Source organism: Candidatus Binataceae bacterium (assembly GCA_035508495.1).
Taxonomy (GTDB): domain Bacteria; phylum Desulfobacterota; class Binatia; order Binatales; family Binataceae; genus JASHPB01.
In genome coordinates this window covers 1-26,565 of sequence record DATJMX010000066.1, presented here as the reverse complement: position 1 = coordinate 26,565, position 26,565 = coordinate 1, and the positions used below count along the sequence as shown (strand labels likewise).

General features: G+C 61.2%; 27 protein-coding genes. 17 read left to right on the top strand and 10 right to left on the bottom strand.

From position 1 onward, the window contains the following. Positions 1–485: lyase family protein (locus tag VMA09_19775; GenBank protein HUA35859.1), on the bottom strand; the 485-nt coding region annotated here is incomplete at its 3' end. 208 nt (positions 486–693) lie between these two features. Here VMA09_19775 and VMA09_19770 point away from each other — a divergent pair. From VMA09_19770 to VMA09_19735, 8 genes are all read left to right on the top strand, one after another. Then, positions 694–1,053, top strand: coding sequence for a ferredoxin family protein (locus VMA09_19770; GenBank protein HUA35858.1), 360 nt, complete (start codon positions 694–696; stop codon positions 1,051–1,053). 194 nt (positions 1,054–1,247) lie between these two features. After that, positions 1,248–1,433: a hypothetical protein gene (locus tag VMA09_19765; GenBank protein HUA35857.1), complete on the top strand. Its 186-nt coding sequence runs from the start codon at positions 1,248–1,250 to the stop codon at positions 1,431–1,433. A gap of 163 nt (positions 1,434–1,596) precedes the next feature. After that, a complete protein-coding gene (locus tag VMA09_19760; protein HUA35856.1) occupies positions 1,597–2,928 on the top strand; it encodes a DUF1329 domain-containing protein in 1,332 nt (443 codons plus the stop codon). A 489-nt stretch (positions 2,929–3,417) separates the two neighbouring features. Then, a complete protein-coding gene (locus VMA09_19755; protein ID HUA35855.1) occupies positions 3,418–4,728 on the top strand; it encodes a DUF1329 domain-containing protein in 1,311 nt (436 codons plus the stop codon). 551 nt (positions 4,729–5,279) lie between these two features. Continuing rightward, complete coding sequence (locus tag VMA09_19750) at positions 5,280–6,593, top strand: DUF1329 domain-containing protein (GenBank protein ID HUA35854.1); 1,314 nt, start codon at positions 5,280–5,282, stop codon at positions 6,591–6,593. Positions 6,594–7,171: 578 nt separating this feature from the next. Continuing rightward, entirely contained in the window at positions 7,172–8,488 is a 1,317-nt protein-coding gene (locus VMA09_19745) for a DUF1329 domain-containing protein (GenBank protein ID HUA35853.1), read from the top strand. 331 nt (positions 8,489–8,819) lie between these two features. Further along, positions 8,820–9,032, top strand: a complete 213-nt coding sequence (locus tag VMA09_19740; protein HUA35852.1) for a hypothetical protein — start codon at positions 8,820–8,822, stop codon at positions 9,030–9,032. 20 nt (positions 9,033–9,052) lie between these two features. Further along, a complete protein-coding gene (locus VMA09_19735) occupies positions 9,053–10,480 on the top strand; it encodes an amidase (protein ID HUA35851.1) in 1,428 nt (475 codons plus the stop codon). 288 nt (positions 10,481–10,768) lie between these two features. Here VMA09_19735 and jag read toward each other — a convergent pair whose 3' ends face one another. From jag to rpmH, 5 genes are read right to left on the bottom strand one after another with little or no spacing between them, the layout of a single operon-like run. Continuing rightward, a complete protein-coding gene (jag, locus tag VMA09_19730) occupies positions 10,769–11,812 on the bottom strand; it encodes an RNA-binding cell elongation regulator Jag/EloR (protein HUA35850.1) in 1,044 nt (347 codons plus the stop codon). Continuing rightward, entirely contained in the window at positions 11,809–13,458 is a 1,650-nt protein-coding gene (gene yidC / locus VMA09_19725) for a membrane protein insertase YidC (protein ID HUA35849.1), read from the bottom strand. Before yidC ends, jag begins: the two co-directional genes overlap by 4 nt. Before the next feature lie 13 nt (positions 13,459–13,471). Next, complete coding sequence (yidD, locus tag VMA09_19720) at positions 13,472–13,732, bottom strand: membrane protein insertion efficiency factor YidD (GenBank protein ID HUA35848.1); 261 nt, start codon at positions 13,730–13,732, stop codon at positions 13,472–13,474. Then, positions 13,729–14,067: a ribonuclease P protein component gene (rnpA, locus tag VMA09_19715; protein HUA35847.1), complete on the bottom strand. Its 339-nt coding sequence runs from the start codon at positions 14,065–14,067 to the stop codon at positions 13,729–13,731. The genes yidD and rnpA overlap by 4 nt, the downstream gene beginning before the upstream one ends. A gap of 32 nt (positions 14,068–14,099) precedes the next feature. Next, complete coding sequence (gene rpmH, locus VMA09_19710; protein ID HUA35846.1) at positions 14,100–14,258, bottom strand: 50S ribosomal protein L34; 159 nt, start codon at positions 14,256–14,258, stop codon at positions 14,100–14,102. Between the two features lie 404 nt (positions 14,259–14,662). Between rpmH and mnmE the strand changes: the two genes are divergently transcribed. The 5 genes from mnmE to VMA09_19685 all read left to right on the top strand — a co-directional run bounded on the left by mnmE (position 14,663) and on the right by VMA09_19685 (position 21,142). Beyond that, entirely contained in the window at positions 14,663–16,039 is a 1,377-nt protein-coding gene (mnmE, locus tag VMA09_19705; protein HUA35845.1) for a tRNA uridine-5-carboxymethylaminomethyl(34) synthesis GTPase MnmE, read from the top strand. Between the two features lie 173 nt (positions 16,040–16,212). After that, on the top strand, positions 16,213–18,090 hold the full coding sequence (gene mnmG, locus VMA09_19700) for a tRNA uridine-5-carboxymethylaminomethyl(34) synthesis enzyme MnmG (GenBank protein HUA35844.1): 1,878 nt from the start codon (positions 16,213–16,215) through the stop codon (positions 18,088–18,090). 129 nt (positions 18,091–18,219) lie between these two features. Beyond that, positions 18,220–18,882 carry an RsmG family class I SAM-dependent methyltransferase gene (locus tag VMA09_19695; protein HUA35843.1) on the top strand — a complete coding sequence of 221 codons (663 nt, stop codon included), beginning with the start codon at positions 18,220–18,222 and terminating at the stop codon, positions 18,880–18,882. Between the two features lie 179 nt (positions 18,883–19,061). Then, positions 19,062–19,859: a ParA family protein gene (locus tag VMA09_19690; GenBank protein ID HUA35842.1), complete on the top strand. Its 798-nt coding sequence runs from the start codon at positions 19,062–19,064 to the stop codon at positions 19,857–19,859. Positions 19,860–20,293: 434 nt separating this feature from the next. Further along, positions 20,294–21,142: a ParB/RepB/Spo0J family partition protein gene (locus VMA09_19685; GenBank protein ID HUA35841.1), complete on the top strand. Its 849-nt coding sequence runs from the start codon at positions 20,294–20,296 to the stop codon at positions 21,140–21,142. A gap of 220 nt (positions 21,143–21,362) precedes the next feature. On the opposite strand, the gene VMA09_19680 is transcribed toward VMA09_19685, so the two are convergent. After that, positions 21,363–21,968: a hypothetical protein gene (locus VMA09_19680; GenBank protein ID HUA35840.1), complete on the bottom strand. Its 606-nt coding sequence runs from the start codon at positions 21,966–21,968 to the stop codon at positions 21,363–21,365. A 259-nt stretch (positions 21,969–22,227) separates the two neighbouring features. Here VMA09_19680 and selD point away from each other — a divergent pair, with 259 nt between their 5' ends. The 4 genes from selD (at position 22,228) to VMA09_19660 (ending at position 25,192) form a co-directional block, all read left to right on the top strand. Next, complete coding sequence (selD, locus tag VMA09_19675) at positions 22,228–23,298, top strand: selenide, water dikinase SelD (protein ID HUA35839.1); 1,071 nt, start codon at positions 22,228–22,230, stop codon at positions 23,296–23,298. Positions 23,299–23,369: 71 nt separating this feature from the next. Continuing rightward, a complete protein-coding gene (locus VMA09_19670; protein ID HUA35838.1) occupies positions 23,370–24,083 on the top strand; it encodes a class II aldolase/adducin family protein in 714 nt (237 codons plus the stop codon). Between the two features lie 63 nt (positions 24,084–24,146). Beyond that, a complete protein-coding gene (locus VMA09_19665; GenBank protein HUA35837.1) occupies positions 24,147–24,485 on the top strand; it encodes a PfkB family carbohydrate kinase in 339 nt (112 codons plus the stop codon). Between the two features lie 50 nt (positions 24,486–24,535). Further along, entirely contained in the window at positions 24,536–25,192 is a 657-nt protein-coding gene (locus tag VMA09_19660; GenBank protein HUA35836.1) for a nitroreductase family protein, read from the top strand. A 93-nt stretch (positions 25,193–25,285) separates the two neighbouring features. On the opposite strand, the gene VMA09_19655 is transcribed toward VMA09_19660, so the two are convergent. From VMA09_19655 to VMA09_19645, 3 genes are all read right to left on the bottom strand, one after another. Further along, positions 25,286–25,486: a cold-shock protein gene (locus tag VMA09_19655; protein HUA35835.1), complete on the bottom strand. Its 201-nt coding sequence runs from the start codon at positions 25,484–25,486 to the stop codon at positions 25,286–25,288. Positions 25,487–25,793: 307 nt separating this feature from the next. Then, the gene (locus tag VMA09_19650) at positions 25,794–26,087 is read right to left on the bottom strand and encodes a hypothetical protein (protein ID HUA35834.1); all 294 of its coding nucleotides are present in this window, start codon (positions 26,085–26,087) and stop codon (positions 25,794–25,796) included. A 112-nt stretch (positions 26,088–26,199) separates the two neighbouring features. Continuing rightward, on the bottom strand, positions 26,200–26,511 hold the full coding sequence (locus VMA09_19645) for a hypothetical protein (GenBank protein HUA35833.1): 312 nt from the start codon (positions 26,509–26,511) through the stop codon (positions 26,200–26,202). Between the last annotated feature and the right edge of the window lie 54 nt (positions 26,512–26,565).

Genomic DNA, 26,565 nt, shown 5'->3' with positions numbered 1-26,565 from the left:
TAGAGCGCGTCGCGCAGCGCCACCACCGAGGGCAGCAGCCGGTGCACAATCTCCTCCGCCGCCGCGATGTGCATGGCGGTCGGAAACGTATCGTTGGAGGACTGCGACATGTTGACGTGGTCGTTGGGGTGAACCGGATCCTTCGAGCCCATCACCCCGCCCGCCAGCTCGATGGCCCGGTTCGAGATGACCTCATTGGCGTTCATGTTGGTCTGGGTGCCGCTGCCGGTCTGCCAGATGCGCAGTGGAAAATGATCGTCGAGCTTGCCCGAGATCACTTCGTCGGCGGCCTGCACGATGAGCCTGGCTTTCTCGGGTGAGAGCTTGCCGAGATCGCGATTAACTTCGGCCGCGGCCTTCTTGAGGATGCCGAACGCCCGCACGACCGAGCGCGGCATGCGATCGAAGCCGATCGAGAAGTGCAGCAGGGAGCGCTCGGTCTGGGCGCCCCAGTAGCGATCCTGCGCGACTTCGATCGCGCCCATGCTGTCGGATTCGGTCCGCGTTTTCTTAGGTGAAGATTCTACGCTCATGGCGATTTTCCTTGTCCGCGGCGCTTGCAGCGCGCGGGCACATCCTAAATATTATGGCGGCCCCGCAAAACAAGCATCCAAAGGATGCTGAGGCTTTTCTGAACCGCTAAGCCGATATAGTTTAGGGGGGCTAGGCTTCTCAATAGGAGAGGATGATTCGATGCCTTGGACGATTACCCGTCTCTGCCGCGATTGCGTGGATACCGGATGCGTCAGCGTATGCCCGGTCGATTGCATCTACGAGTATGTCGGCTCCGATAAGGAAAAATTTCCCAACCAGCTCTATATCCATCCCGATGAATGCATCGACTGCGGCGCGTGCGAGCCCGAGTGCCCATGGCAGGCGATCTTCGAGGAGCCGGCAGTACCCGAGGTGCTCAAGGACGATATCGAGCTCAACCACGCGATGGTCGATATCACCGATCAGTTCAAGGTGAAGTCGTTCGTGCAGACCGAGCATCCGACGCCCGAGCAGATTGCGGCCAACAAGCAGAAATGGGGACTCGATCCGAACGCCTGAGCGCTCGTCTTTAGAAAAGCACATCAACGCCGGAGGCGACGCGCTCGCTTCCGGCGTTTCCGCATCTGACTGAAATTCAACTGTTCGAGGTCCGTGCGCGCAAGTTAATCAGCAGACGCGTGCGCGGGAAGCAAGACCAATATTCGCAGTTTCATTCGCGATTTTCGCTCCGGCCTCCGACCGTAGAAATTCTAATGTCGATTTTCGATTGTCTGGATATGGCCCGCAAGTCAGCAGATGAAATAGTTATTCTGACTTCATCTCCAGCTAATGAGAGAGCGGGTAAAAGCGCGCAATTACCGGAAGTTCTCTATCTCTTATTGAGAAATTGCCAATTGATCGCTGGCGCAGCGGTGCGCGGCGATCCTGTCCCCAATTGAATCAACGTCATTAGCCCGATTGAAAACCGCGCGGGCGATTGCACGGCGCGCTTCGCGATTTGCGCGCTGATCAAATTGCCTCATTTATTTCGATTTCTTAATTTCGATTGCACCCAACCGCGCAGTTGATTTTCCTGCGCCAATTATTTTCCGGAGGATTTTAATGCATCAACAGAGGACGTCGTCATGGATGAAGACGACCGCGATGCTCCTCGGGCTGGTAGCGGGCGGATCGCTAGCCGGCACGAGCTTCGCACAAGTGAAACCGGGCGATTTCATTACGCCCGAGAACTCTTCAAGAGTACAGGACCTGGTCGGACCCGGCGTGTATTACAAGGTCCAGCACGGCATGACCATGAAGATCGTGCCGACCGAGCGCGTCGATTGGCCGCCGCCGTACAAGGACGCGACCGAGAAGTATTCGTCGCAGGTCCGGCTCTCGCAGGACCATCGCAGCGTCGTCGGCTACGTGGCCGGTCAGCCTTTCCCGCTGATCGACGCCAACGATCCTGAAGTCGCCGAGAAGATCGTGTGGAACAACGTGTTCCGTCCGATCACGACCGACGACTACGATCTGCGCTACTACGACTGCGACTCGTCGTACGAGAAGAACGGTCCGCAGACCATGCAGATCGACTACTTTCAGATCGGTCACTACGCCGGTTACGACCTGGTCGGCCGCACCGAAGTGGAACCGACCCCGATCGATCCCGACTACAAGACGACCGGCCGCTACTGGGTGTTCGGTCTCTATCCGCTCCTCGCGCCGCAGGAGATCCGCGGCTCCGGCTTCATCCGCTGGCGCTATGCCGATCCGAAGCGTGGCGATGACACCTGGTCACTCGATGCCGGCTCGCGCCGCGTGCGCCGCGTCAATGAGTCGATCCTGAGCTCGTCCACCACCGCGGGCGGCAACAACCCGTCGGGCGGAACCGCCGCGCATTCATGGGATCCCGATCACTATTCGGGCTTCAACCCCAAGACCGAGCAGTACACGTACAAGTTCCTGGGCGAGAAGAACATGCTGGCGACGATCCATGCGGTCCATTCGCCCGAAGAGCGCTGCCCGACTGACGGCGGCACCAGCGCATGCCCCGAAGCGTGGGAGATGCGCCATATGTACATCGTGCAGGCGCTGCCCGATCGCTCGCGCATCAACGCGCTCGATTCCCGCACTGTCATCTACATGGACAGCGAAATGTGGTTCGAGCCCTACATCGATACCTACGATCGTTCGGGCAACCTGTTCCGCAGCCACATCTATTGGCTGGCGACGCGCGATCGTCCGGTGCCCGATGCGAAGGTCGCGATCTATCCGTTCAAGCGTTCGTTCGTTGTAGGCGCGGTTTCGACCGACGTGCAGTCTGGCTTGGCGACGATGTGTTACCTGCCCGGCCGCGAGACGCCTGAGCGCGAATGCTGGTACATCAACATGGGTGCGGTGGACAAGAGCTTTTTCACCACCGACGCGATGGTGCGCGCGGCGAACTTCTAGTTCGCACGCAGTCCGGTTTTGCAGGGCGCGGTTCGAAAGAGCCGCGCCCTTTTTCATTTATTTGAATGTTGGAAATGAGCGGTGCTAATGGAAAAAACACGCAGATGAGTTTCAGTTGTGTTTGAAAGTGTGATCGTTGTCGAGGATAACATATCGAATTGTAATCGAGAGAATAATACTAATCCAACGCTGTGGTCATATCGGTGCCTGCTGAAATGAGGTCAACAACGCGACTTGGGAGATCCTCGAAAAAAGACCTGAATTAATTGAAGAGTTAGCCGCAGATCCAGCGGATGTGGCTACCGTTGGCAGACAATACGGTCCAGGAACGCCGTTATTATTACATTAGTGATTCTGAAATAGAAAAACAGTATTCTTGCTTTAAATCTCGGGGTTTCAATAATTAAAATTGACTTCCAGAAACATGCTTTCTAATGTCGGTTTCATCACTGCGACGGGTCCACCGCTTCGCAGGCTTGGAGGCCAGGTATGCTCAGGAAGACCGTCTCGCGTTGGTTGCCAACCGCCTTGGCAGGCTCCGCTCTCGTCGCGCTAGCTGCGCTCTCGAGCCCGGCCGCAGCCCAGGTCAAACCCGGAGATTTCATCACGCCCGACACCGCTTCGAAGGTTCAGGATCTCGTCGGACCCGGGGTGTACTACAAAGTACAGCACGGCATGACGATGAAGATCATGCCCTCCGAGCGCGTTGACTGGCCGCCTCCATACAAGGATGCGACCGAAAAATATTCCTCGCAGGTTCGCCTCTCGCAGGATCGCCGCAGCGTTATCGGTTATGTCGCCGGCCAGCCCTTCCCGCTGATCGACGCGAACGATCCTGACGTCGCGGTCAAGGTCATCTGGAATAACGTCTTCCGCCCGATCACGACTGACGACTACGATTTGCGCTTCTACGACTGCGATTCGTCCTACACCAGGAGCGGGCCGCAAACCCAACAAATCGAGTACTTCCAGATCGGCCATTATGCCGGCTACGACCTGGTCGGCCGCACCGAAGTCGAGCCGATGCCGATCGATCCGGATTTCAAGACGACTGATCGCTACTGGCTGTTCGCCCTTTACCCGATTCTCGCGCCGCAAGAAATCCGCGGCACGGGCTTCATCCGCTGGCGCTATGCCGCGCCCAAGCGGGGCGACGATATCTGGTCGCTCAACGCCGGTTCACGCCGCGTCCGCCGTATCAACGAATCGATCATGAGCTCGTCAACCGCCAGCGGCACCTCGGTGCATTCGTGGGATCCCGATCACTATTCCGGCTTCAACCCCAAGACCGAGGAGTACACCTACAAGTTCCTGGGCGAGAAGAACATGCTGGCGACGATCCACGCCATCCACTCGCCCGAGCAGCGCTGCCCGACTGATGGCGGCACCAGCGCCTGCCCCGAATCCTGGGAAATGCGCCACATGTATATCGTGCAGGCGCTGCCCGATCGCTCGAAGATCAATGCGCTCGACTCGCGTACGATCATCTACATGGACAGTGAAATGTGGTTCGAGCCGTACATCGACACCTACGATCGCCAGGGCCGCCTGTTCCGCAGCCACATCTATTGGCTGGCGACGCGCGATCGTCCTGTGCCCGATGCGAAAGTCGCGATCTATCCGTTCAAGCGCTCGTTCGTTGTAGGCGCGGTATCGACCGACGTTCAGACCGGTCTGGGCACGATGTGCTACCTGCCCGGTATGGAAACGCCGGAGCGCGAATGCTGGTACATCAACATGGGCGCGGTGGACAAGAGCTTCTTCACCACCGACGCGATGGTGCGCGCGGCCAACTTCTGATCGTCGCCAGGGGATAAGAGCCGAGTGGCGGTGCGGGTCCCTCGCGGGGCCCGCATCGCCTGAAACTTTGCGCTGACCAAAAAATTAGGAGGATCAGCTCTTAGAATTAGAAAACATAACGCTGCAAGGAATTGCTGCATCATATATCTCAGGCATCAAGCGGGCACTGTTCGCAGTCTGATTTTCGAGCTCGAATAGAGGAATTAAACTTATTCGGAGGTTCTGGTCAGCCCGGCTTCTGTTGAATTTTAGTCAATTCCGTCCTCGCCTCGTCTCCTCGCCAATATTGCGTAAAATCTGCAGATTTTCGGCTTTTAGTCCTGATTTTGAATATTGTATGACGAGACCATACTCGGCTCGCCGAGCTCCTGCGCAGGTTGCTGCGCGGCCAGGACTGCCATTAGCTGTCATTAAATCAAAATCGATCATCGCTCCTGCTAATTCGCGCCTTGCAATGATCTGAATTGACGCCAAGAAACACCCATCCTAATGTCGCGCCAAGACAAACGCGGCTCTTGGGTCTCGCGTTTCAAAAAGCTTGGAGGCCAGGTATGCAGACCAGTAGGATGTCGTCTTGGATTAAGACGACCGTCGCGGGCGCAGCGCTCGTCGCCGCGGGAGCGATCTCCGGCACCAGCTTCGCCCAGGTTAAACCGGGAGATTTCATCACTCCCGACAATGCTTCGAAGGTTCAGGATCTCGTCGGACCGGGCGTGTACTACAAAGTGCAGCACGGCATGACGATGAAGATCGTGCCCTCCGAGCGAGTTGACTGGCCGCCTCCTTACAAGGACGCGACCGAAAAGTATTCCTCGCAGGTTCGCCTGTCGCAGGATAAGCGCAGCGTGGTGGGGTTCGTTGCGGGTCAGCCTTTCCCCTTGATTGATGCGAACGATCCCGACGTCGCGGTGAAGATCATCTGGAATAACGTCTTCCGCCCGATCACCACCGACGACTACGATCTCCGCTTCTACGATTGCGACTCGTCCTACGAGAAGAACGGGCCGCAGACCATGCAGATCGAGTACTTCCAAATCGGCCACTATGCCGGCTACGACCTGGTCGGCCGCACCGAAGTCGAGCCGATGCCGATCGATCCGGATTTCAAGACCACCGATCGCTACTGGCTGTTCGGCCTGTATCCGATCCTCGCGCCGCAGGAGATCCGCGGCACGGGCTTCATCCGCTGGCGCTATGCCGCGCCCAAGCGGGGCGACGATATCTGGTCGCTCAACGCCGGTTCGCGCCGCGTCCGCCGTATCAACGAAGCGATCATGAGCTCCTCGACGACGAGCGGAACATCCGCCCACGCCTGGGATCCTGATCACTATTCCGGCTTCAACCCCAAGACCGAGGAGTATCAGTACAAGTTCCTGGGCGAGAAGAACATGCTGGCAACGATCCACGCCATCCACTCGCCCGAGCAGCGCTGCCCGACTGACGGCGGCACCAGCGCCTGCCCCGAGGCGTGGGAAATGCGCCACATGTACGTCGTGCAGGCGCTGCCCGATCGCTCGCGCATCGCCGGTGCGCTCGATTCCCGCACTGTCATCTACATGGACAGCGAAATGTGGTTCGAGCCGTACATCGACACTTACGATCGCCAGGGCCGCCTCTTCCGCAGCCACATCTATTGGCTGGCGACGCGCGATCGTCCTGTGCCTGATGCGAAAGTCGCGATCTATCCGTTCAAGCGCTCGTTCGTCGTAGGCGCGGTTTCCACTGACGTTCAGACCGGTCTCGGCACGATGTGTTACCTGCCCGGTATGGAAACGCCAGAGCGCGAATGCTGGTACATCAACATGGGCGCGGTGGACAAGACCTTCTTCACCACGGACGCGATGGTGCGCGCGGCCAACTTCTAACCGCTCGCGAAAGAGAAACAATGGGCGCGGCCTCCTCGAGGGGCCGCGCCTTCTTCTCCTAAGTGCTCGAGCGGCGACTGCGCTTACTGAAAGAAAATTAGCACCAGCCACTTGCAGTAACAGAATCGATCATGAGGGGCGTGGCTGACCTGATTGATCGAAGCAGGAGAAGCAGCAGATTTCGCAGATTTTACGGCCCTCAAAAATATTCTGCGAAGCACACTAATACTAATCCGAGACCTGAAAAATTTTCAAAATTGAACTGACCCAAATTCAATAAGAACCACCGCTCGCACCGCTGCCCTCCCGAGATCAATAATCCGCCCACTCTGGACCCTTTTCGAAATTCAGCATTAACTTCGCTGAAACGTATAATCTTTCTACGCTGAAGAAAATCGGCGACTGTAGCGTCGAATCAACATTAGCTTCGTTGAATTCGTCTAGAGCAATTCCATCACACACTTGGCGATCTGCGAGAAACCGATTTGACTTCGGAAATTCGGCACGCCTAATGTCCGAGCGAGAAATGCGCGCGAAATTTCATGCACGCGCATCCTAAGCTTTGGAGGCCAGCAGGTATGCATAGGCAGAGTAAGACGTCGTCGTTGGTCAAGACGACACTGGCGGCCTTGTCGCTGGCGGCGATCTCGTCGCTCGCCGGCACTGGCTACGCCCAGGTCAAACCAGGCGATTTCATCACGCCTGAGAATGCAGCAAAGGTTCAGGACCTTGTCGGGCCCGGTGTCTACTACAAGGTTCAACACGGGATGTCGATGAAGGTCGTCCCCACCGAGCGAGTCGATTGGCCGCCGCCCTACAAGGACGCGACCGAAAAGTACTCCTCACAGGTTCGGCTCTCGCAGGATAAGCGCAGCGTCGTCGGCTATGTGGCGGGCCAGCCCTTCCCGCTGATCGACGCCAACGATCCTGAGGTTGCCGAGAAGATCATCTGGAACAACGTGTTCCGTCCGATCACAACTGATGACTACGATCTGCGCTACTACGATTGCGACTCCGCCTATCAAAAGAGCGGCCCGCAGACGCAGCAGATCGAGTACTTTCAGATCGGTCACTACGCCGGATACGATCTCGTCGGCCGCACCGAAGTCGAGCCGACTCCGATCGATCCCGATTTCAAAGTCACTGGCCGCTACTGGCTGTTCGGCCTCTATCCTCTGCTCGCGCCCCAGGAAATCCGCGGCACCGGCTTCATCCGCTGGCGCTATGCTGATCCGAAGCGCGGCGACGACACCTGGTCACTCAGCGCCGGTTCGCGCCGACTGCGCCGCGTCGACGAATCGATCCTGAGCTCGTCCACCACCGCCGGTGGCACCTCGGCCCACTCGTGGGATCCTGACCACTATTCGGGCTTCAACCCCAAGACCGAGCAGTACAACTACAAGTTCCTGGGCGAAAAGAACATGCTGGCGACGATCCATGCGGTCCACTCGCCTGAGCAGCGCTGCCCGACCGACGGCGGCACCAGCGCATGCCCCGAAGCGTGGGAAATGCGCCACCTGTACATCGTGCAGGCGTTGCCTGATCGCTCGCGCATCAACGCGCTCGATTCCCGCACTGTCATCTACATGGACAGCGAAATGTGGTTTGAGCCCTACATCGACACCTATGATCGTGCCGGCCGCCTCTTCCGCAGCCATATCTACTGGCTGGCGACGCGCGATCGTCCGGTGCCTGATGCGAAGGTCGCGATCTATCCGTTCAAGCGCTCGTTCGTCGTAGGCGCGGTTTCGACCGACGTGCAATCGGGCCTCGCGACGATGTGCTATCTGCCGGGCATGGAAACGCCTGAGCGCGAATGCTGGTACATCAACATGGGCGCGGTGGACAAGAGCTTCTTCACCACCGACGCGATGGTCCGTGCAGCCAGCTTCTAAGCTGATCGCATAACCAGAAAACCTACCGGCGCGGTCCCTGAAGGATCGCGCCGGTTTCATTTTACGCGCTCTGAAGTAAATCGCGGCGTGAGGCCCTGCCCGAGATCGAATTGGCGGCCACCAATCAAAACGACGGAAGAGCCATTTTCTTCACACACTCTCAGGATGACGGAGTGGATGGCAGCCAGTTGATTCCGACAACAACCAGTCAGCGCATTAAATTTTGTCATCCCGAGCGACGTCGAGAGATCTTGGAAGCCCCCAAAGGGGCCGGTGTCTGTCCTGCCGATAGTTATCGACGCACTCTCACAGCGAGCGTATAGAAAGACCAATGCTCACCGCCGATACCGTCAGGAAAACCCTCCACGATCTCTACTCCTACGAAGTCTCCGACACCGACGCGCAGGCCATCGCGAACGGCGCGGGCCCGATCTTCACGCTGTCGCAGCATCTGAAGGCGCTGACGCTCGACGACGTTTCAGTCCCGTTCAGCTACCCCGTGATCGCCGCCGAAGCCGCGCGCCTCGCCAAATTGAAGCGCTGATCATCCGATCGAGGATGCCGATGTCATACTCCGAGTTGCTCGAATTCGATGTCGTCGCGCTCGGCGACAAGCTGCGCGCCCGCGAAATCTCACCGGTCGAATTGACCGAGGCCTACCTGGCGCGAATCGCCCAAGTCGATTCGAAGCTCCGCGCTTATATCACCGTGACCGACGATGTCGCCCGCAAGGCCGCGCGCAAAGCCGAATCTGAAATCGCCAGCGGCGAATGGCGCGGGCCGTTCCACGGCGTTCCGATCGCGCTCAAGGATCTTCTCTACACCAAGGGCATCCTGACCACCGGCGGCTCGAAGATTCTCGCCGACTTCAAACCCAAGTTCGACGCGACGGTGTGGACGCGCCTGAGTCGCGCAGGCGCCGTGCTGCTCGGCAAGCTCAACCTTCACGAGTTCGCCTACGGCGTCACCTCGACCAACCCGCACTGGGGCGCGGTCCGCAATCCCTACGATCCCGAGCGCATCCCGGGCGGATCGAGCGGCGGCAGCGCCGCGGCGATCGTCGCGCGCACCGCGGCCGCCACGATCGGCAGCGACACCGGCGGCTCGATCAGAATCCCGGCTGCTCTCTGTGGATGCGTCGGGTTGAAACCAACCTGGAGCCGCGTCAGCCGCTACGGCGTCATCCCGCTCTCCTACACTCTCGACCACGTGGGGCCGATAACGCGCACCGTGCGTGACGCCGCGCTGATGATGAACGTGATCGCGGGCCACGATCGCAACGATTCAACCTCGAGCCGCGAACGCGTCACCGATTACTCGATCGGCCTCGACTCGAAATTAAGCGGGATGCGGATGGGTATCGTCAAGGAACTCAACGACGGCCTCTCCGACGATGCGCGGAAATCGTTCGACGCGGCAGTCGCGGCGCTCAAGTCTGAAGGCGTCGCGATCGACGAAGTGTCGATCCCGTCGCTGCCACTCGCGGGCATCGCCAACGGCATCATCACGTTCGCCGAAGCGTTCGAGTATCACGAAGAGTGGATGCGCGAGCGGCCGCAGGACTACGGCGACGACACCCGCCGCGTGCTGGAGTTCGGCATGCTCACGACCGCCGCGAGTTACATTCGCGCCCAACGCTCGCGCGCAAGAACGCTGGCGGAAGCCAACGCCGCGTTAGGGAATCGCGACGTCCTGCTCGCACCCGGCAGCGCCATCGTAGCGCCAAAAATCGGCGAAGGCTCGACCATCGACCCCGCCGCAAAGGTCGACCTGGTGCAGACCCTGCTCCGCTTCACGCAAGGCTTCGACACCACCGGCCAACCAGTGCTGGCAATTCCAACCGGCCTGTCAGAAAGCGGCCTGCCACTCTCGATGCAAATTATCGGCAGACTCTTCGAAGAATCAAAAGTCCTGCAAGTAGCCGCCGCCTACGAACGCCTCCGCGGCCCAATCCCGCCGCCACGCGAATTGAGCGAAGCAAACACCCAGTGATGCCGGCGGCGCATCGCCCTTCCTTAGGAAATGAGGAAAGCGCTGCGCGCGCTTATCGGTACCGGCCCCTTCGGGGCCTCCGAGATCCCATTCGACTTCGCTCGGGGCAGGCTTTTCGACTCCGCAGACTCCGCTCAAGATGACGGAACGGATCGCGGCCAATGATTGTGATTACGAGCGCGCCGGAAAGATTCACAGACGCTCGGGATGACACAAAAAAAGATGAGCTTCAGTTCGCGCGGCCAGCATCATTGCGTCAGCCGCGGGACTGTAAGCAAACCCTGCAACCTAGAACAGGCGCTTTTGGCCGTGTTTGAAGCCGCCTTGCTCGCCGATTGCATCGGTGGGCTGGCGCTCGTTGCGCTCCTGCTGGTTGACGCGCGGCTCGTTGTTGCGCGGCTCGTTGGCGCGCGGCTCAGTATTGTTGCCGCGTTCGCGGCGACGGCCGCGTGGCTGGCTGCCTCTTTCACGCTCGCGTCGAGTGCCTTCCGCCGGCACGATCTCGATCGCGCGCAGGAAACCTTCGCCCGCCGAGCGCGTCGTCAGCATCGGATCGTCTTTGAGCGCGAGATGCACGACACGGCGGTCGCGCGGCGGCATCGGCTCGAGTCTTACCGGGCCGTGCTCGCGCTTGGCCTTCTCACCCATCGAGAGCGCCATGCGATGCAACTGTTGGCGCCGGCGCGCGCGATACGATTCGGTCTCGAGCGAGATCGGAACGGCGTCCTTGATCCGCCGCGCCAGGATCCGGTTAACGACGTATTCGAGCGCGTCGAGCGTCTGCCCATGCCTGCCGATAAGGATGCCGGAGCCGTCGCCCTTGATCTCGATCTCGATTGACTCCTGGTCAGCGTCGAGCTGCTTGAGATCCGCCTTCTCGCCCATCAGCTGAAGGATCTGGCCGAGGATCGAGCTCGCCTCCTGGCCTTGATGCTCGAGGTCCGCCGGCTGACGATCGCCCTCAGGCGTTTCCTCGCCGTTGGCCTCTGGAGCCGATATGCGGGGCTCAACGGGCCGCCGCTCAGGCTGCGGACGAGGCCGCTCGGGAGCGGGCCGGCGCGGGCGTTCCTCGCGCGGGGCGGGCGCCGATGCGGACTTGACAAGCGGTGGAGCGGGAGGCGGCGCCTGCACCCCGCTGGTCGCCGCGAGCTGCGGACGCCGCGTTACGCGCACGCGCGCCTGGCGCGCGCCGAGGCCCAGCACGCCCGCGCGCGGCGTGGCCAGGACCTCGATGGTCGCGTCGTCTTCATTGGCGCCGAGCTGCTCGAGCGCGTCCTTGATCGCTTCTTCGACCGTGGCGGCCGATACTTCAATCGAATCGTTGGTGCTCATGTCGCAGGTGTGTAGCTCTTCATTTCGCGATTGAGAAAGAATTGCTGAATAACGCCGAGCATGTTCGAGGCGAAGTAGTAAAGGGAAAGACCCGACGGAAAGTTTATCAGCATCACGGTAAAAATCAGCGGCGTCAGCATCATCATTTTCTGCTGATTAGGATCGGGCGAGGTCGGTGTCAGGTATTGCTGGCCGAAGCTCGACAGACCCATCAGCAGCACCAGCACCGGCAGTCCGTGGCACGGCACCAGCGGCAGCTGGGGCATCCACGAAATATGCAGGCAGTCGGGCACCGACAGGTCATTGATCCATCCAACAAAAGGCGCGTGGCGCAGCTCGATCGAGTTGAGCAGCGCCTCGTAAAGGCCGATGAAAATCGGCAACTGTAGCGCCATCGGCGCGCATCCGCCGAGCGGATTGACGTGATTGCGCTTGTACAGGTCCATCATCTCGCGCTGGAGCTGATCGTTGTTGTCCTTGTACTTTTCGCGCAGCTTGGTCATCTGCGGTTGCAGACGCTGCATCTTGAGCATCGAGCGCTGACTCTTGATCGACAGGGGCAGGAACGCGATACGAATCGCGGCGGTCATCAGCAGGATGTCCACGCCCCAGTTGGGCGCGATGAGATGGAATAACTTTAGTGCGCGCAGGAAAGCAAGCGCCAGAATCCCGGCCCATCCGAAGTCGATCGCCTTGTGCAGCGAGGGGTTTACCGATTCGAGCGCCTCGAGCAGCTTCGGCCCCATGTAGACCTGGGTCGAGACGTGCATCGCCTTCGGAAACAGCAGCCGCGCGATCGCTTCGTCGTCCGCATACGCCATCAAGAGTGTGCCCGAGGCCGGGCTCGATGGCAGGAAGGCGCCCAGGAAGTAGCGGTCGCCGAATCCGGCGAAGGTGATCGTCCCGCTGACGGGCGGCACCCCCTGCTTGAGCTTCTTTTCGAGCTGGGTGAAAACCTTGTCGCCGACGTCGGCCTGCAACTCCGGATAGTCGCGATACCCGGTAAGCGTTCCCAGCGGCTGGCTCATCGAGATGCCGAGCTCGTCGGGAGCTGCCGGGCCCGCCGCGGTCACGTCCATGTCGAAGGCGTAAGTATCGTTCTTGAAGGTGAAGGTCTTCTCGATCTTCTCGCCGTCGGGCGTTTGTCCGTCGAGGGTGAGGGTCGACGCGCCGCCATCGACGGAAACTTTGTCGGGCGACGACGAGGTGTAGGTCATCGCGCTATCGTCGAAGAGCTGCCCACTATGAGTTAACAACGCGCCGAGCGGCAGCCGACCGCCGTACGGCGCGCGCACCATCTCGTAGAGCGGGCTCGTCGGTCCGGCGAACTGCTTGTACTTTTTCAGCTTCAAGCTTCTGAGGCGGCCGCCGTGGCTGGTGAAGGTCGCGATGAAAAGATTGGTCTCGACCTGGTAGGTATGCTCCGGCGCTCCCGGCGCCGCCGCGCTCGGAGTGGCTCCTGGAGCCATCGTGAGCGGAGCCTCGGCTGAAGTGGTGGAAGGCGAAGCGGCGCTGGTCGGCAGATTCTTGTTGGCCGGCGCGCTCTGGGTCTGCGGCGGATAGAGCCGCTTCAGCACCAGTTCCTGGTAGGCGATGATCAGGACGAGCGAGATGATGACGGTTACGATTACGCGGCTAGTATCCAACTGGCTGTTATCCTCAGGATTGGCGGGGCACGGGATCGTGACCGTGACCGCCAAGCGGGTTGCATCGTGCGAAGCGGACGAGCGCCATCGCGCCGCCGCGTATCAGGCCACGATGAGCGATCGCCTGAGCGGCGTACTCCGAGCAGGTCGGCTCGAAGCGGCAGGCCGGTCCGAACAGGGCGGCGAGCAGCGGTGAGAGAGTGACTTTGTAAAGGCGAAGTACGCCCGAGGCGGCGTGGCGCGGCAGCTCGCGCATCGAAGCCGCGGCGCTCATCGCGCGAGCCTCGAAGCGATACTGGCAGTTGCGGCGAGCAGCTCGCCGGAAATCGCCGATGAATCCAGAGCGGCGGCGCCGCCGCGAGCGATCACGACCAGCGATACGCCGCGCGGAATCATGCCGCGCAGCGCCAGCCGAAAGCATTCGCGCACCCGGCGCTTGATCCGATTGCGCGCGACCGAATTGCCGATCTTGCGCGACACGGTGATACCGAGGCGCGAGTCGGTGTCATCCCCGATTTTTCCCGCATAGAGCACGAAATGGGCACTCTGCTGGCGCACGCCGTGGCGCTGGAGACGAAGGAACTCGAGGCTATTATGTAGCCGGTCAATAGCGCCGAAGCTCGTGGGCGTGCGGACGCGGTCTAGCCGGGCTGCTTGGCCGGGATCGAGATTGCCAGGCGCTTGCGGCCCTTGGCGCGCCGGCGTTTGAGTACGTTTCTGCCGCCGGGCGTGGCCATGCGCGCCAGAAAGCCGTGGGTGCGTTTGCGGCGGCGGTTGTGAGGTTGATAGGTCCTTTTCATCGCTGGCGGCCAATTTCATTCGAATTCGGACCCTTCCCCGGGATGGGGTCCGTTGTCGGTAGGTCTCGCCGCTCATAGGTCCGGGGTGGCGGAAACCCTGAACGCACAATCGAACCATACCGCAGCCCCGCGGGCAAGAGAATACGAGGATTTTTGCGCGGTCGCCTGACCCGCGTTGGCGGCCTTTGGTGATGAAAATCGAAAGTCTCACCTCAAAGACACGAAGGCACAAAGGTCCTTCTTAGTGCTTTCGTGCCTTTGTGGATGATTTTTGCCTACTCGCTCGCCCCTCAGCCCGGTGGATTCAGACGACAGGGAGAGCTGAACGTGCCGATTACACGTCGAAATCAGGGGCCATCGAGACTCCGTTTGATCGGTCATTGCCATGCTAGCGTATAGCCGCGATGTACGTGCAGGATACGATTGTTGCTCCGGCGACCGCGGCGGGGCGGGGCGCGGTCGCGATAGTGCGGCTCTCCGGCCCGCGCGCGATCGCGATCCTCGATGCGATCTGGCGGCCGCCCGGAGCCGCACTGCGTCCGCGCGAACTCAAGCTGGGCGATGTGATCGATTCCGCGACCGGCGCGCAAATCGATCGCGCGATGGCGACGATCATGATCGCGCCGAAGAGCCTCACCGGCGAGGACGTGGCCGAGATCCAATGCCACGGCGGCGCGTACATCGTGCGGCGTATCGTCGCGCTCGCGATCGAGCACGGCGCGCGGATGGCCGAGCCGGGCGAGTTCAGCCGCCGCGCTTTTCTCAACGGCCGGATCGATCTGGCCGAGGCCGAGGCGGTCGCCGACCTCGTCGAGGCGCGCAGCGAAACCGCTCTGGCGCAGGCACTTGCGCAACTTTCGGGGGCATTGTCGGAGCGCGTCGGCAGGTTGCGCAACGAAGTGATCGCGATTCGAGCGCATCTCGAAGCCGAGATCGATTTCGCCGATGAGAATATCGAGCTGCCCGCGCGCGACGAGATCGCGCGCGCGATCGAGCGGCTTGGGGCGGAGGTCGCCACGATCGGCGACACCTTCGCGCGCGGCCGAATCGTGCGCGAGGGAATCCGCGCCGCGATCGTAGGCAAGCCCAACGCCGGCAAGTCGAGCCTGCTCAACCTGATGCTCGGGGCAGAGCGCGCAATCGTCACCGCGGTCCCGGGCACGACCCGCGACGTGATCGAGGACTTCATCGCGCTTGGCCCGTACTCGATAACGCTCGCCGACACGGCCGGGATGCGCGAGGCGGGCGACGAGGTCGAGCGCCTCGGGATCGAGCGCACCGCCCGCGCCGCGCGCGACGCCGAGCTGCTGATCGCCGCGTTCGACGCGTCGCGTCCGTTCCAAGATGACGACGCGCGAGTGATCGAAATCGCCCGCGGGCGTGCGGGAATCGCGCTGCTAAACAAGCGCGATCTGCCGCCGCGCCTCACCGCGCACGAGCTGCGCGAGCGCGGTCTCACGATACCGATCCTCGGCGTGTCGGCGCTCGTGCTCGAGGACGCAGCCGCGATTCGCGCCGAGCTCGAGCGCGCCGCATCGGCGATAACGGCCGCGCCCGCATCAGACGAAATCGCGATCTCGCGCGAACGCCATCGCGTGGCACTCGAGAAGGCAGCGGCGGCGCTAGCCGAGGCATGCGCGGGCGCACTCAAGGGAGTTCCGCCCGAAATGATCGCGGTGGATGTGATGGCAGCGGCCGACGCGCTCGGCCAAATCACGGGCGAAGTCACCAGCGAGGACGTACTCGACGCTGTGTTCCGCGAATTCTGCATAGGAAAGTAAGACAGCAACGGAAAAGACTCACCACAAAGGCATCAAGGCACAAAGTCAGAATTATTTTTTTCCCTTAGTGCCTTGGTACCTTAGGGGTGATCTACTGCTGTATATTTCTCCTACTTTTAGTAACATCACCCTTTGCGCGGCAGGCCCACGCACGCGATAATCACCCGATTGCCATGAAGTACGACGTTATCGTAGTCGGCGCGGGGCACGCCGGTATCGAGGCCTCGCTCGGCGCGGCGCGGATGGGCGCGCGCACGCTGATGCTGACGCTCAACCTCGACCATATCGGCCAGATGTCGTGTAATCCCGCGATCGGCGGGATCGGCAAGGGCCACCTGGTGCGCGAGATCGACGCGCTCGGCGGTGAGATGGGCGTCGCGATCGACGCGACCGGCATCCAGTTCCGCTTCCTCAATACGCGCAAGGGTCCTGCCGTGCGGGCGCGCCGTGCGCAGGCCGACAAGGCGGCGTATCGCTCGCGCAGCAAGCGCGTGCTCGAATCCGCGCCGAATCTGAAGGTGCGCCAGGCGAGCGTCGAGCGCCTGATTGTCGAGGGTGGGGCGGTGCGCGGCGTCGAGTCGCAGATTGGCGAGGTCTTCGAGGCGCCCGCCGTTGTGCTCACGACCGGGACGTTCCTGAAGGGCCTCGTCCATATTGGCGATCGCAACTATTCGGCGGGCCGCGCCGGCGATTTCGCCGCGATGGGCCTCAGCGACGACCTCGCGCGGCTGGGATTCCGTATCGGACGCCTCAAGACGGGAACCTGCCCGCGCCTGGATTCGCGCACGATCGATTATTCGCGCCTCGAGATCCAGCCCGGCGATGAACCGCCGCCTGCGTTCTCATTTCGCACCGAGCGGATCGAGCAGAGCCAGCTCCCGTGCCATCTCACATGGACCAACGCGCGCACTCACGACATCATCCGCGCGTCGATCGATCGTTCGCCCATGTATTCCGGGATTATCCAGAGCCGCGGCCCGCGCTATTGCCCATCGGTCGAGGACAAGGTGATGCGCTTCGCCGACAAGGAGCGCCATCAGATTTTCCTTGAACCCGAAGGCCGCGACACCGTCGAGGTTTATCCCAACGGCCTCTCTACGAGCCTGCCGCTCGACGTGCAGGTCGCGATGGTGCATTCAATCGCGGGGCTCGAGGCGGCCGAGATCATGCGGCCCGGATATGCGATCGAATACGACTTCTCTGACCCGACCCAGCTTGGACCGTCGCTGGAGACCAAGCTGATTGGCGGGCTTTTCTTCGCCGGCCAGCTCAACGGCACGACCGGATACGAGGAAGCGGCGGCGCAGGGACTGATCGCCGGTATCAATGCCGCCCTGAAGGTGCGTGGCGAGCCGGAGCTGATCCTGCGGCGCGACGAGGCCTATATCGGCGTGATGATCGACGACCTCGTCACGCGCGGAATCGGTGGCGAGCCGTATCGGATGTTCACCTCGCGCGCCGAGTATCGTCTGCTGCTGCGCGAGGACAACGCCGACCGGCGGTTGTCGCCAATTGGTGAGCGCCTGGGCCTGCTCGACCCGGCAGCCAGCGCGCGGATGCGCTCGAAGGTCGAGACCGTTCGCGCCGAGCTTGCCCGTCTCGGCTCGATGACGATTCATCCCACCGATGCGGTCAATTCGCGTCTCGTCGAGTACGGTTCCGCGCCGATTCCTCAGGCTATCCGGGCGATCGAGCTGCTGCGACGGCCAGAGCTCTCCCATGCGTCGATTCTCGAGCTCGTCGGCGTCGAATCGACGCTGACTATCGATGAGATCGCAGAGCTTGAGACCGAAGTGAAGTATTCCGGATACGTGCGGCGCCAGAACGAGGCTGTCGAGCGCTTCAAGCGCCTCGAGGACACTTCGATTCCGGAGTGGGTCGACTTCCAGGGCGTCTCGGGTCTTTCCACCGAAGTTCGCGAGCGGCTGACGCGGGTGCGGCCACGCTCGCTCGGTCAGGCGGCGCGGATGCCCGGGATTACTCCGGCGGCTATCTCGCTCCTTGCGGTCCATATTAAAAGTCGACGCAGCCGCGATATCCGGGCTATCTGAGTTGCCGGCAATGTTTCACGTGAAACATCGCAGCGATTCCAGGCGCGGGGAATGTTTCACGTGAAACATTCCAAGCCGCAAGCTCGAACCACTCGACAGACAGGGCCAACTCCCGCCGAAACAGGTGCGATGCTCCGGGCGCAGATTGAGCCGTTCCTCGCGTCGAAAGCCTTTGGCCGTCCCGACCTGCCGCGCCGCCTCGAATTGTTCGGCTCGACACTCGCGCTATGGGGCGCCAAGGCTAACCTCACCGCCGACGCCAGCGACCCCGGCCAGATGGCGTTCCATGTTATCGATAGCCTGATGCCGTTGATCCTGGCGGCCAGCGGTGAGGCTCCGGAATTTACCAGGATGATCGAGCGAGGTACCTTGATTCTTGATATCGGCAGCGGCGCTGGCTACCCGGGGCTTATCCTGGCGGCTGCGTCCAAGGCGAACTTCATCCTGACTGAGCCGCGCCGCAAGAAGCAGCACTTCCTCGAAGCAGCCGCCGCCGAGATGGGGCTCGAAAACGTCGAGGTCGAACCCACCTATGCCGAGGCAGTCGATCCGGGAGACGGCTTCGACTTTGTTACCGTGAAGGGCGTCCGTGTCGACCACGGTATCTTCGCGGCAGCGGCGCGAGTCCTCAAGCTCGGGGGGATGCTGATCGTCTATGCGAGCGCGAAGCAGCAGTTCGACAATCGAATCGCCGAAAAGGTCGGCCTGGGCCATCCGATCAGCGCACATTACGATCTTCGACGCAGCTCGCTGACGGCTGAGATGGCGCTGGCGACCTGGCTGCGCATCTGAATTCCTCTTCAAATCAGGGCTAGATTCGAGCACTGTGCAGAAATCGGCGGTTCTGCGTTGATTTCCGTCGGCCCGGCGGATTTAATCGAACTTGGGTGCGATGTTTCACGTGAAACATTGCGTCGCAGTTTCGAGGATGCGCGAGTCCTTCGCGCATGGGATGGGATGAGGCGGCGGTTGTGGGACGGATAATCGCAATTGCGAATCAGAAGGGCGGTGTCGGCAAAACGACGACCGCGATCAACCTCGCGGTCGCGCTGGCGGATACCGGTCGGCGTGTGCTTCTGGTCGACCTCGATCCCCAAGGCAACGCCACTTCAGGAGTGACCCGCGCCGAGGATGCCCGCGCCGTTCGCGAGGAAGGCAAGACCATCTACGAGGCTTTGATAGGCGGCGAACCGCTGACGGATATCATCAAGCAGGTTCGGCCCTCGCTTTTCCTTGCACCAGCCGGCGACGATCTGGTCGGCGCCGAGATCGAGTTGGTAATGATGGAAGGGCGGGAGCGGCGCTTAAGAGCGCTGCTGGAGCAGGTCAAGACGGAATATAACTATGTTCTAGTGGATACGCCGCCCTCGCTCGGTATTCTGACGCTCAATGCGCTCGTAGCCGCCGACGCGGTCCTAGTTCCGATGCAATGCGAGTACTACGCGCTCGAGGGTCTGAGCTCCCTCGTCGCGACCATCAACAAGGTCCGCGCTGCGCTGAGGCCCGAGCTCGCGATCGAGGGTCTGTTGCTCACGATGTTCGACTCGCGCAATCGTCTCAGCCATGAAATTGCAGCCGAGGTGCGCAAGCATTTTCCTGAAAAGATCTTTCGCAGCGTTATTCCGCGCAACGTGCGGCTCTCGGAAAGTCCCAGCCACGGGCTCTCGGTGCTGGAGTACGAATCGAAGTCGGCAGGCGCCGAAGGCTACCGGGCGCTGGCTGCGGAAGTGATCGCCAAGGAAAGAAAAACCGGGATGCTCCACGCCTGAGCGATGCTGACTGGCAGTTAATATTCCCGGTCCCTGTGAACCATGACACTTCGCGGCACATCCCTCTCTAAAACCCCTCTCCCTGACCAGGGAGAGGCCGGCGCCGCATCGCGGCGCCGGGTGAGGGTCGTCGGCGGCCTCGACCGCAGCAGGTATTGCGTGGAGTCGAGCAAGAAGATCGACCTAACCCCTAACCCCTTCCCGCATCGGAAAGGGGGACCAGTAGCGCTCTCCACAAATTGTTTACAGTCTTCTCCTGTCAGGGGACAGAAAGAGGCGGTGGCGTTATTCAATGACACCGCGAGCGCGGGTGCGGGGCGGGCATTGGTCTCTATGCTAACAAACAGTCAATCACTGGTGATCATATGAATCGGAAACCATTGGGGCGGGGGCTTGATGCTTTGATTGGCGCCCGCGACAGCTTTAACCCGCGGATGAGTCCGGCCCTCGACGCGCAGCTTATGATGCTCACGATCGAGAGTATCCATCCGAGCCCTTTTCAGCCGCGCACCAATTTCGATCCGCAAAGCCTCGATGAGCTGACGCAGGCGATCAAATCGCAGGGCGTTATCGAGCCGCTGGTGGTGCGCAAACGACATACCGATGACCTGCCGGGCGGCGCGATCTTCGAGCTGATCGCGGGCGAGCGGCGGCTGCGCGCCGCGCGCGCCGCGGGACTCGCCGAAGTTCCGGTCGTGATTCGCGAGCTCGACGATCGCGGCGCGCTCGAGATGGCGCTGGTCGAAAACCTGATGCGCGAGGATCTGAATGCCGTCGAGGAGGGCCGCGCGCTCGCGCGTCTCAATCGCGACTTCGGCCTGACGCATGAAGAAATCGCGGCGCGGATTGGCAAGAGCCGCGCTTTCGTCACCAACACGATAAGACTCATCGATCTGCCGCGGCCGGTGCTCGATCTGATCGAACGCGGAACGCTGCGCCCGGGCCAGGCGCGTCCCTTGCTCGCGCTGGCCACGGCAGAAGCGCAAATCGCGGCGGCGCGCAGAATCGTCGAAGGCGGTATTACAGCCCGCGGCGCCGAAGAAATTGCAATCGCCGAGGGTAAGCCGCGCGTGCAGCGCGCCGCGTCGCAGCCAGAGCGCATCGATCCGAATCTGACCGCGTTGGCTGAGAGCCTGCAGCGGGTGCTCAAGCGCAAAGTCCGGATCATGCGGCGGCGCGGCCGCAATCCCGGTCGAATCGAGATCGACTATTACGATGTCAACGATCTGAACGCGCTCGCGTCGGCGTTGGCCGCAAACGCACGCGCCTCCGCGCATCCCTAGGGCGTAGCTCCTGCTGGTGGATACTGGCGTCCTCGGTGTGGATGACTTCCAGCGTTTAACCTCTCCCTCAGCCTCTCCCAGGAGAGGGGACTAGAAATCGCTTTCGAGAGCGGAGTCGATTTAAGTTTCGCAGCGCTCTCCAGGACAGCAGAGCGTCGAATCGGCGCGACGATCCTCTTGAGCTTGCGGCGTGGAATCGGAGCGGCGATGTGACAAACGGTCACCGGTATTCTGCGTCGTCCAGTTCCCGGGCCGCGTTCAGAATCAGCTCGTAGACGTGGGCGGTGTCGTGGATTCCGACCAGCTTGTAGCACTCGCCGCGCGCGCCCCAGATTTGGGGGAGTGAGGGATTCGAGAATGGTATGTACGCGAGCATCGGGTCGATCGCTCCAGGCACGCTTTCGATCGCGCTTGCGTAAAGCGTGATCGTGGCGAGATGCCGCCGCACTTTCATCAGCGGACCGTTGAGGCGATCGAGCAGGACACCGACCGCTTGGTGTTCGCGCAATCCGGTGAGAATGATGACGCGTTGATTGGTCACGGCGTAGAACGTCGAACTGATATAGCTGTGGAAGAGTGCGCCCTCGCCGACAAACAGCATCACGATCGCGGCGAGCAGGATTGCGCTCTGATTCATCGCCACCCCAAGGTTGGATTCGGGCGCAAGCAGACGCATCGCCAGCACAATTGCGCCGAGCGTAACGACGATCGCGACGCGGATAACGATCGATCGCGTTTCATGCGGCCGCCCGCTCCAGAGTATCGATTCTCCGGCGAGCAGATGCGGCGCAATCTGAGTCGAGGCCTCGGGATCCATCACTGCCACTATTTTTTTATATATCGGAGGCGCTGCGCGCGATGTCTGGCAGCGGTCCCTTTGGGCGGCCACCAGGATTCTTCGAATTCGCTCAGGATGACAGATTGGATGGCGTTCATCGTCTTAAAGTGACGACCAGTCAGGCCGAATCGACTATCCGATCAAAAGCTATCCTGGGGTCTTTGTGCCTTTGATGGTGAGTCTTTTTCTTTCTCTGAGAAGCTGATTCGCGGCTGACTTGCTTGGGGCTTTGCGCGACAATGTTCGCGTGAGCGACAAAGACAACAATCCGTCGCGGGGCGAACTGGTGAGGCTGACGCAGCGCTGCAAAGCCGCGGGTTGAGCCGGCAAGCTGGGTCCGGCGGACCTTGACGCGGTATTGTCGCGGCTGGAGCTTCCGAGCAGCCAGGATTTGCTCGTCGGTATCAACACCGGCGACGACGCCGGAGTGTTTCGTCTTTCCGACGACCTCGCGATCGTCAACACGGTCGACTTCTTCACGCCGATAGTTGACGATCCTTTCACCTTCGGCCAAATTTCCGCGACCAACGCGCTCTCCGATGTGTACGCGATGGGCGGGGTGCCGCGCACCGCACTCAACATCGTATGCTGGCCGCAATCGGGATTGCCGCCCGAGATGCTTGCCGAGATCATGCGCGGCGGTGCCGAAAAAGCCCGCGAGGCTGGCGTCGTGATTGTCGGCGGCCACAGCGTCGCTGACGACGAAGTCAAATTCGGCATGGCGATCACCGGGGTGATCGATCCGCGGCGGATCGTCAGGAATATTGGCGCGCGCCCTGGCGATGCGCTGATCCTCACCAAGCCGCTCGGCACTGGGATTACCATGACGGCCTTCAAGCGCGATGCGCTGCCGGAGGATCAGTACCTCGCCGCCGTGCAATCGATGACCAAGCTGAACGCCGCGGCCGCATCGTTGATGCTGAAGCACGACGTGCACGCCGCGACCGATGTCACCGGCTTCGGCCTGGTCGGACATGCGCTCAAGATGGCCCAGGGCAGCGACGTCACGATCGTGTTCGAAGAATCGGATTTGCCGCTGCTGCCCGGAGCGATCGAACTTGCGCGCGCGGGAATGATCCCCGGCGGCGGCAAGCGTAATCGCGAGTTCTACGATGCGCAGGTGAAGATCGCAGACGAAGTCGCGGATGAAATGGCTGAGATCGCGTTCGATCCGCAAACTTCCGGCGGCTTGCTTATAGCCCTCCCTGAGCGCCAATCGATGGCCCTTTTGGCTGAGCTCCACGCCTCGGACCATCGCGACGCCGCCATCGTGGGGCGCGTCGCTTCGCGCGGTGACTTCGCACTGGAATTGGCCTGACGCGCGGTCTAGGCATTCGCGCGAAACAATAGGAAAATAGCGGCGCGTATCGGGGGGCGGCGGTTCAGCTAATGGGACGATACGACGATTACAAGGAACTCGTGCTGGGGATGAGCTGCCAGCTCTCCGCGGAAGGGTTCTTCGGCACGCGCTCCGGCAGCGCCGGCAACGTGTCAGTCCTGGTCGATGACGAGGACGCGATCGTGGTCACGCCCACCCGGCTGCCTTACAACAAAATGAAAGCCGGCGACATCTGCGTCGTCGATTTCGACCTCAAACGAATCGAGGGCGAGCTGAAGCCATCGATCGAAGCGCCCATGCACGTCGCGGCGTACAAGACCCGTCCCGACGTGCGCGCCGTCATTCATACCCATCAGCGCGGCGCGAGCGCGCTCAGCCTGATTGCCGAGCCGATCCCGCCGCTGTTCGACGAAGTCGCGCTCGCGATCGGCAATGTCGTCGAGATCATTCCCTACGCGCTTTCGGGCACGCGCGAGCTGCACGAGATGGTGGCGGACAAGGTCAGGAACCGCTGCCACTGCTACATCATGCAGAACCACGGCGCGCTCTGCGTCGGCGCCGACCTCGAGCGAACCTTCACTTATGTCGAGCTGCTCGAGAAGATTTCGTCGGTGTATTTGCAGGCGCTGGCGACCGGAAGAGCGATCAGCACGCTGCCCGATGCGATCGCGTCGCAGCTCTTCGACGCCGTCGTGGCGCGGCAGGATCGCGAAATTGCCGCGCGCGATCGCGATCGCGGCAAAGCCGCGGCCGGCGGCGGATGAGTATCGAAGTCGTCGCGCTCGGCGCGCACGTTCTCGACATCCTGGGCCGGTCCCGTCAGGCAGATTCCCCAAGGCCAGGGCAGCATCATTCTCGATGAGCTCCTCGAATGCGGTGTCGGCGGCGTTATCCTGACGATGGGCGGCGAGGGCAGCCTGATGGTGGCCTCGCACGAGATGTTTCGCCTGCCCGCGTATGCGGTCGAAGTGTCGGACACGTCGGGATGCGGCGATGCGTACTGCGCGGGATTCATCCGCGCGATACTGCTGGGATGGAAGCCGCCCGAACGGATACGGCTTGGCAACGCAGCAGCCGCGCTGGTCGCGACCGGGCTTGGCTTCGACGCGGGTATCCGCGACCTCGACGACACGCTCCGCTATATGAACGAAACTCCCTTGCGCTAAAGGCCGTGTGGTACGATGCGGCCAAAATCAGGATGAGAGCTCAGACGCCGATGGATTTCTTTGAAGTTGCCACCAGCGCGCCGACAGTGCGCCGCTTTCTGGATAAACCCATTGCTCAGCGTGATCTCGAGACGATTCTCACCACGGCCAACATGGCACCGTCGGGATCGAATGCGCAGCCATGGGAATTCGTCGTCGTGCGCGACGCGGCGACGCGGGCGGAAATCCAGCGCCTGTACCTGGCGAGTTGGGAGCCTTACCGCGAGACCTCGATTATTCGGGGCCGCAAGGAACTCTCGCCGCGAGCGAAAAAGGCGCTCAGCATGGGCGATGAATTCGCGGCTTCACTCGCAATCGTGCCCGCGCACGTTATCGTCTTCCTCGATCGGCCCAAGATGCGCGTGGAGCGTGGCAGCGCCGAGGATCTAACCAATTTTGGCGCGACTTATGGCTCGATCTTTCCCGCGATCGAGCTGATGATGCTCGCGGCTCGCGCGCTCGGAATCGGCAGCGCGATGACTACGATGCTGTCGCCGCACGAGGCTGAGACCAAGGCACTGCTCGGCGTGCCTGAGCATTTTCAGTTAATCGCCTTGATTCCGCTGGGATATCCGGCCGACGGGTTCGTGCGGCCGTATCGCAAACCGGTTTGGCCGCGAATCCACGACGGGCGCTTCGGCGAGCGCTGGCATCGCTCCGGCAATTGAATGGACCGATGGCGCGCAAGCGCGCGTCAGGCGAGGGAAGTTTCCCTCGCCACGCGCACTTCCTCCCCCGCTTTTAACTGGATGTTGTGAGCTTCACGCGCGAGCGACGTTCGACGCCTGAAGTCCCTTGGGCCCCTGCGCTACTTCGAACTCGACCCTTTCACCCTGTTCGAGTGATCGGAAGCCTGCCCCGCCGATCGCGCTGTAGTGGACGAAGACCTCCTGGCCGTCCTCCATCGTGATGAAACCGTAGCCCTTCTTGGGGCTGAACCACTTAACCGTACCGTTCGCCATTTCCCCCGTACCTCCTGAAGGAAACCTGCAGTGTGAACCCTGGCTTTGCTTCTGCAGGCGGCGCCATCTCCCCAGACGACGCTGCTTATCGGCGCGGCATATAGCATAACCCGGTCATCTGACCCAAACGGTCGAATTGTCTCAAAAAGCGACCCAACGGCGACGATGACGCAACGAAACTACACGAAGCATCGAGCTACCTTGGAAGGGATGGAGACTGCACCCAAAATGACCGAAGGGTCAGTCAGTATTAGAGAAATTCGTCTTACGTAACAGTGTCGCGAAACACACCGTCAGCGTTCTGGAGTTACCAGTCGAAGCGCCGAATCGGGCGCGCATGCATATGGCAATGATCGGGAATCTGGCGCATCACGCCGTCGATAACGAATTTGTCGGCACCGTATTTTACGCGCGCAATAAGAGACAATGCCTCAATCATGAACGCGCGCTCTTCGTCGGTGGGAGTCTGGCGATGGTCGCCGAGCACCGCCATCGGCGTGTCACACGAATCGCAATCGAGGATCGTGAATTTGAACGGATGAGTGAACGCCGCGTATTTCTGCGTATACTCGCGCAGCTCGCACAATTCGCATTTGCTCATGATGTCGCGTAAGCCGCGCAGGCCTCAGGCTCGAGCGCGGCGCTGATCCTCAATAAATCCCGCGCGCAGCGTAACTGCGCGCGGGAGATCAGAACTTCGTAGCCGGATATGCTCAGTTTGCAGCAGGAGAAGCAGCCGACGATGGCATCGCCGCGGGCGATCCGACCGGCTCGCCGCGATTCTCCGGCATCGTCTTGGTGCCAGCCTTGGCAGCGGCCTTCGCATGCCGCTTGCAGCGATAGACGCTTGAGCGCGAGATCCCGAGATCGCTCGCGACGTCCTTGGCTGACTTGCCGCCGTTCAGCTCGTCCATAACCTTGTCGCAATCAACCTTGGTGGCTGCATAAGAGCTATGCACTCCAACGGCGAATAAGAACGTTGCAGCCATCAACGCCGAACTCGCCACGATCGCCAGTCGTTTCATTTTCCCCTCCCGAGGTATTTAGAAATCAGGACCTAAAGAACCTATCGAAAAGTC

Coding starts and splice junctions, on each gene's coding strand:
- VMA09_19770 (HUA35858.1), top strand. CDS start 694: ATGCCTTGGACGATTACCCGTCTCTGCCGCGATTGCGTGGATACCGGA.
- VMA09_19765 (HUA35857.1), top strand. CDS start 1,248: ATGTCGATTTTCGATTGTCTGGATATGGCCCGCAAGTCAGCAGATGAA.
- VMA09_19760 (HUA35856.1), top strand. CDS start 1,597: ATGCATCAACAGAGGACGTCGTCATGGATGAAGACGACCGCGATGCTC.
- VMA09_19755 (HUA35855.1), top strand. CDS start 3,418: ATGCTCAGGAAGACCGTCTCGCGTTGGTTGCCAACCGCCTTGGCAGGC.
- VMA09_19750 (HUA35854.1), top strand. CDS start 5,280: ATGCAGACCAGTAGGATGTCGTCTTGGATTAAGACGACCGTCGCGGGC.
- VMA09_19745 (HUA35853.1), top strand. CDS start 7,172: ATGCATAGGCAGAGTAAGACGTCGTCGTTGGTCAAGACGACACTGGCG.
- VMA09_19740 (HUA35852.1), top strand. CDS start 8,820: ATGCTCACCGCCGATACCGTCAGGAAAACCCTCCACGATCTCTACTCC.
- VMA09_19735 (HUA35851.1), top strand. CDS start 9,053: ATGTCATACTCCGAGTTGCTCGAATTCGATGTCGTCGCGCTCGGCGAC.
- jag (HUA35850.1), bottom strand. CDS start 11,812: ATGAGCACCAACGATTCGATTGAAGTATCGGCCGCCACGGTCGAAGAA.
- yidD (HUA35848.1), bottom strand. CDS start 13,732: ATGAGCGCCGCGGCTTCGATGCGCGAGCTGCCGCGCCACGCCGCCTCG.
- rpmH (HUA35846.1), bottom strand. CDS start 14,258: ATGAAAAGGACCTATCAACCTCACAACCGCCGCCGCAAACGCACCCAC.
- mnmE (HUA35845.1), top strand. CDS start 14,663: ATGTACGTGCAGGATACGATTGTTGCTCCGGCGACCGCGGCGGGGCGG.
- mnmG (HUA35844.1), top strand. CDS start 16,213: ATGAAGTACGACGTTATCGTAGTCGGCGCGGGGCACGCCGGTATCGAG.
- VMA09_19695 (HUA35843.1), top strand. CDS start 18,220: ATGCTCCGGGCGCAGATTGAGCCGTTCCTCGCGTCGAAAGCCTTTGGC.
- VMA09_19685 (HUA35841.1), top strand. CDS start 20,294: ATGAGTCCGGCCCTCGACGCGCAGCTTATGATGCTCACGATCGAGAGT.
- VMA09_19670 (HUA35838.1), top strand. CDS start 23,370: ATGGGACGATACGACGATTACAAGGAACTCGTGCTGGGGATGAGCTGC.
- VMA09_19660 (HUA35836.1), top strand. CDS start 24,536: ATGGATTTCTTTGAAGTTGCCACCAGCGCGCCGACAGTGCGCCGCTTT.
- VMA09_19655 (HUA35835.1), bottom strand. CDS start 25,486: ATGGCGAACGGTACGGTTAAGTGGTTCAGCCCCAAGAAGGGCTACGGT.
- VMA09_19650 (HUA35834.1), bottom strand. CDS start 26,087: ATGAGCAAATGCGAATTGTGCGAGCTGCGCGAGTATACGCAGAAATAC.
- VMA09_19645 (HUA35833.1), bottom strand. CDS start 26,511: ATGAAACGACTGGCGATCGTGGCGAGTTCGGCGTTGATGGCTGCAACG.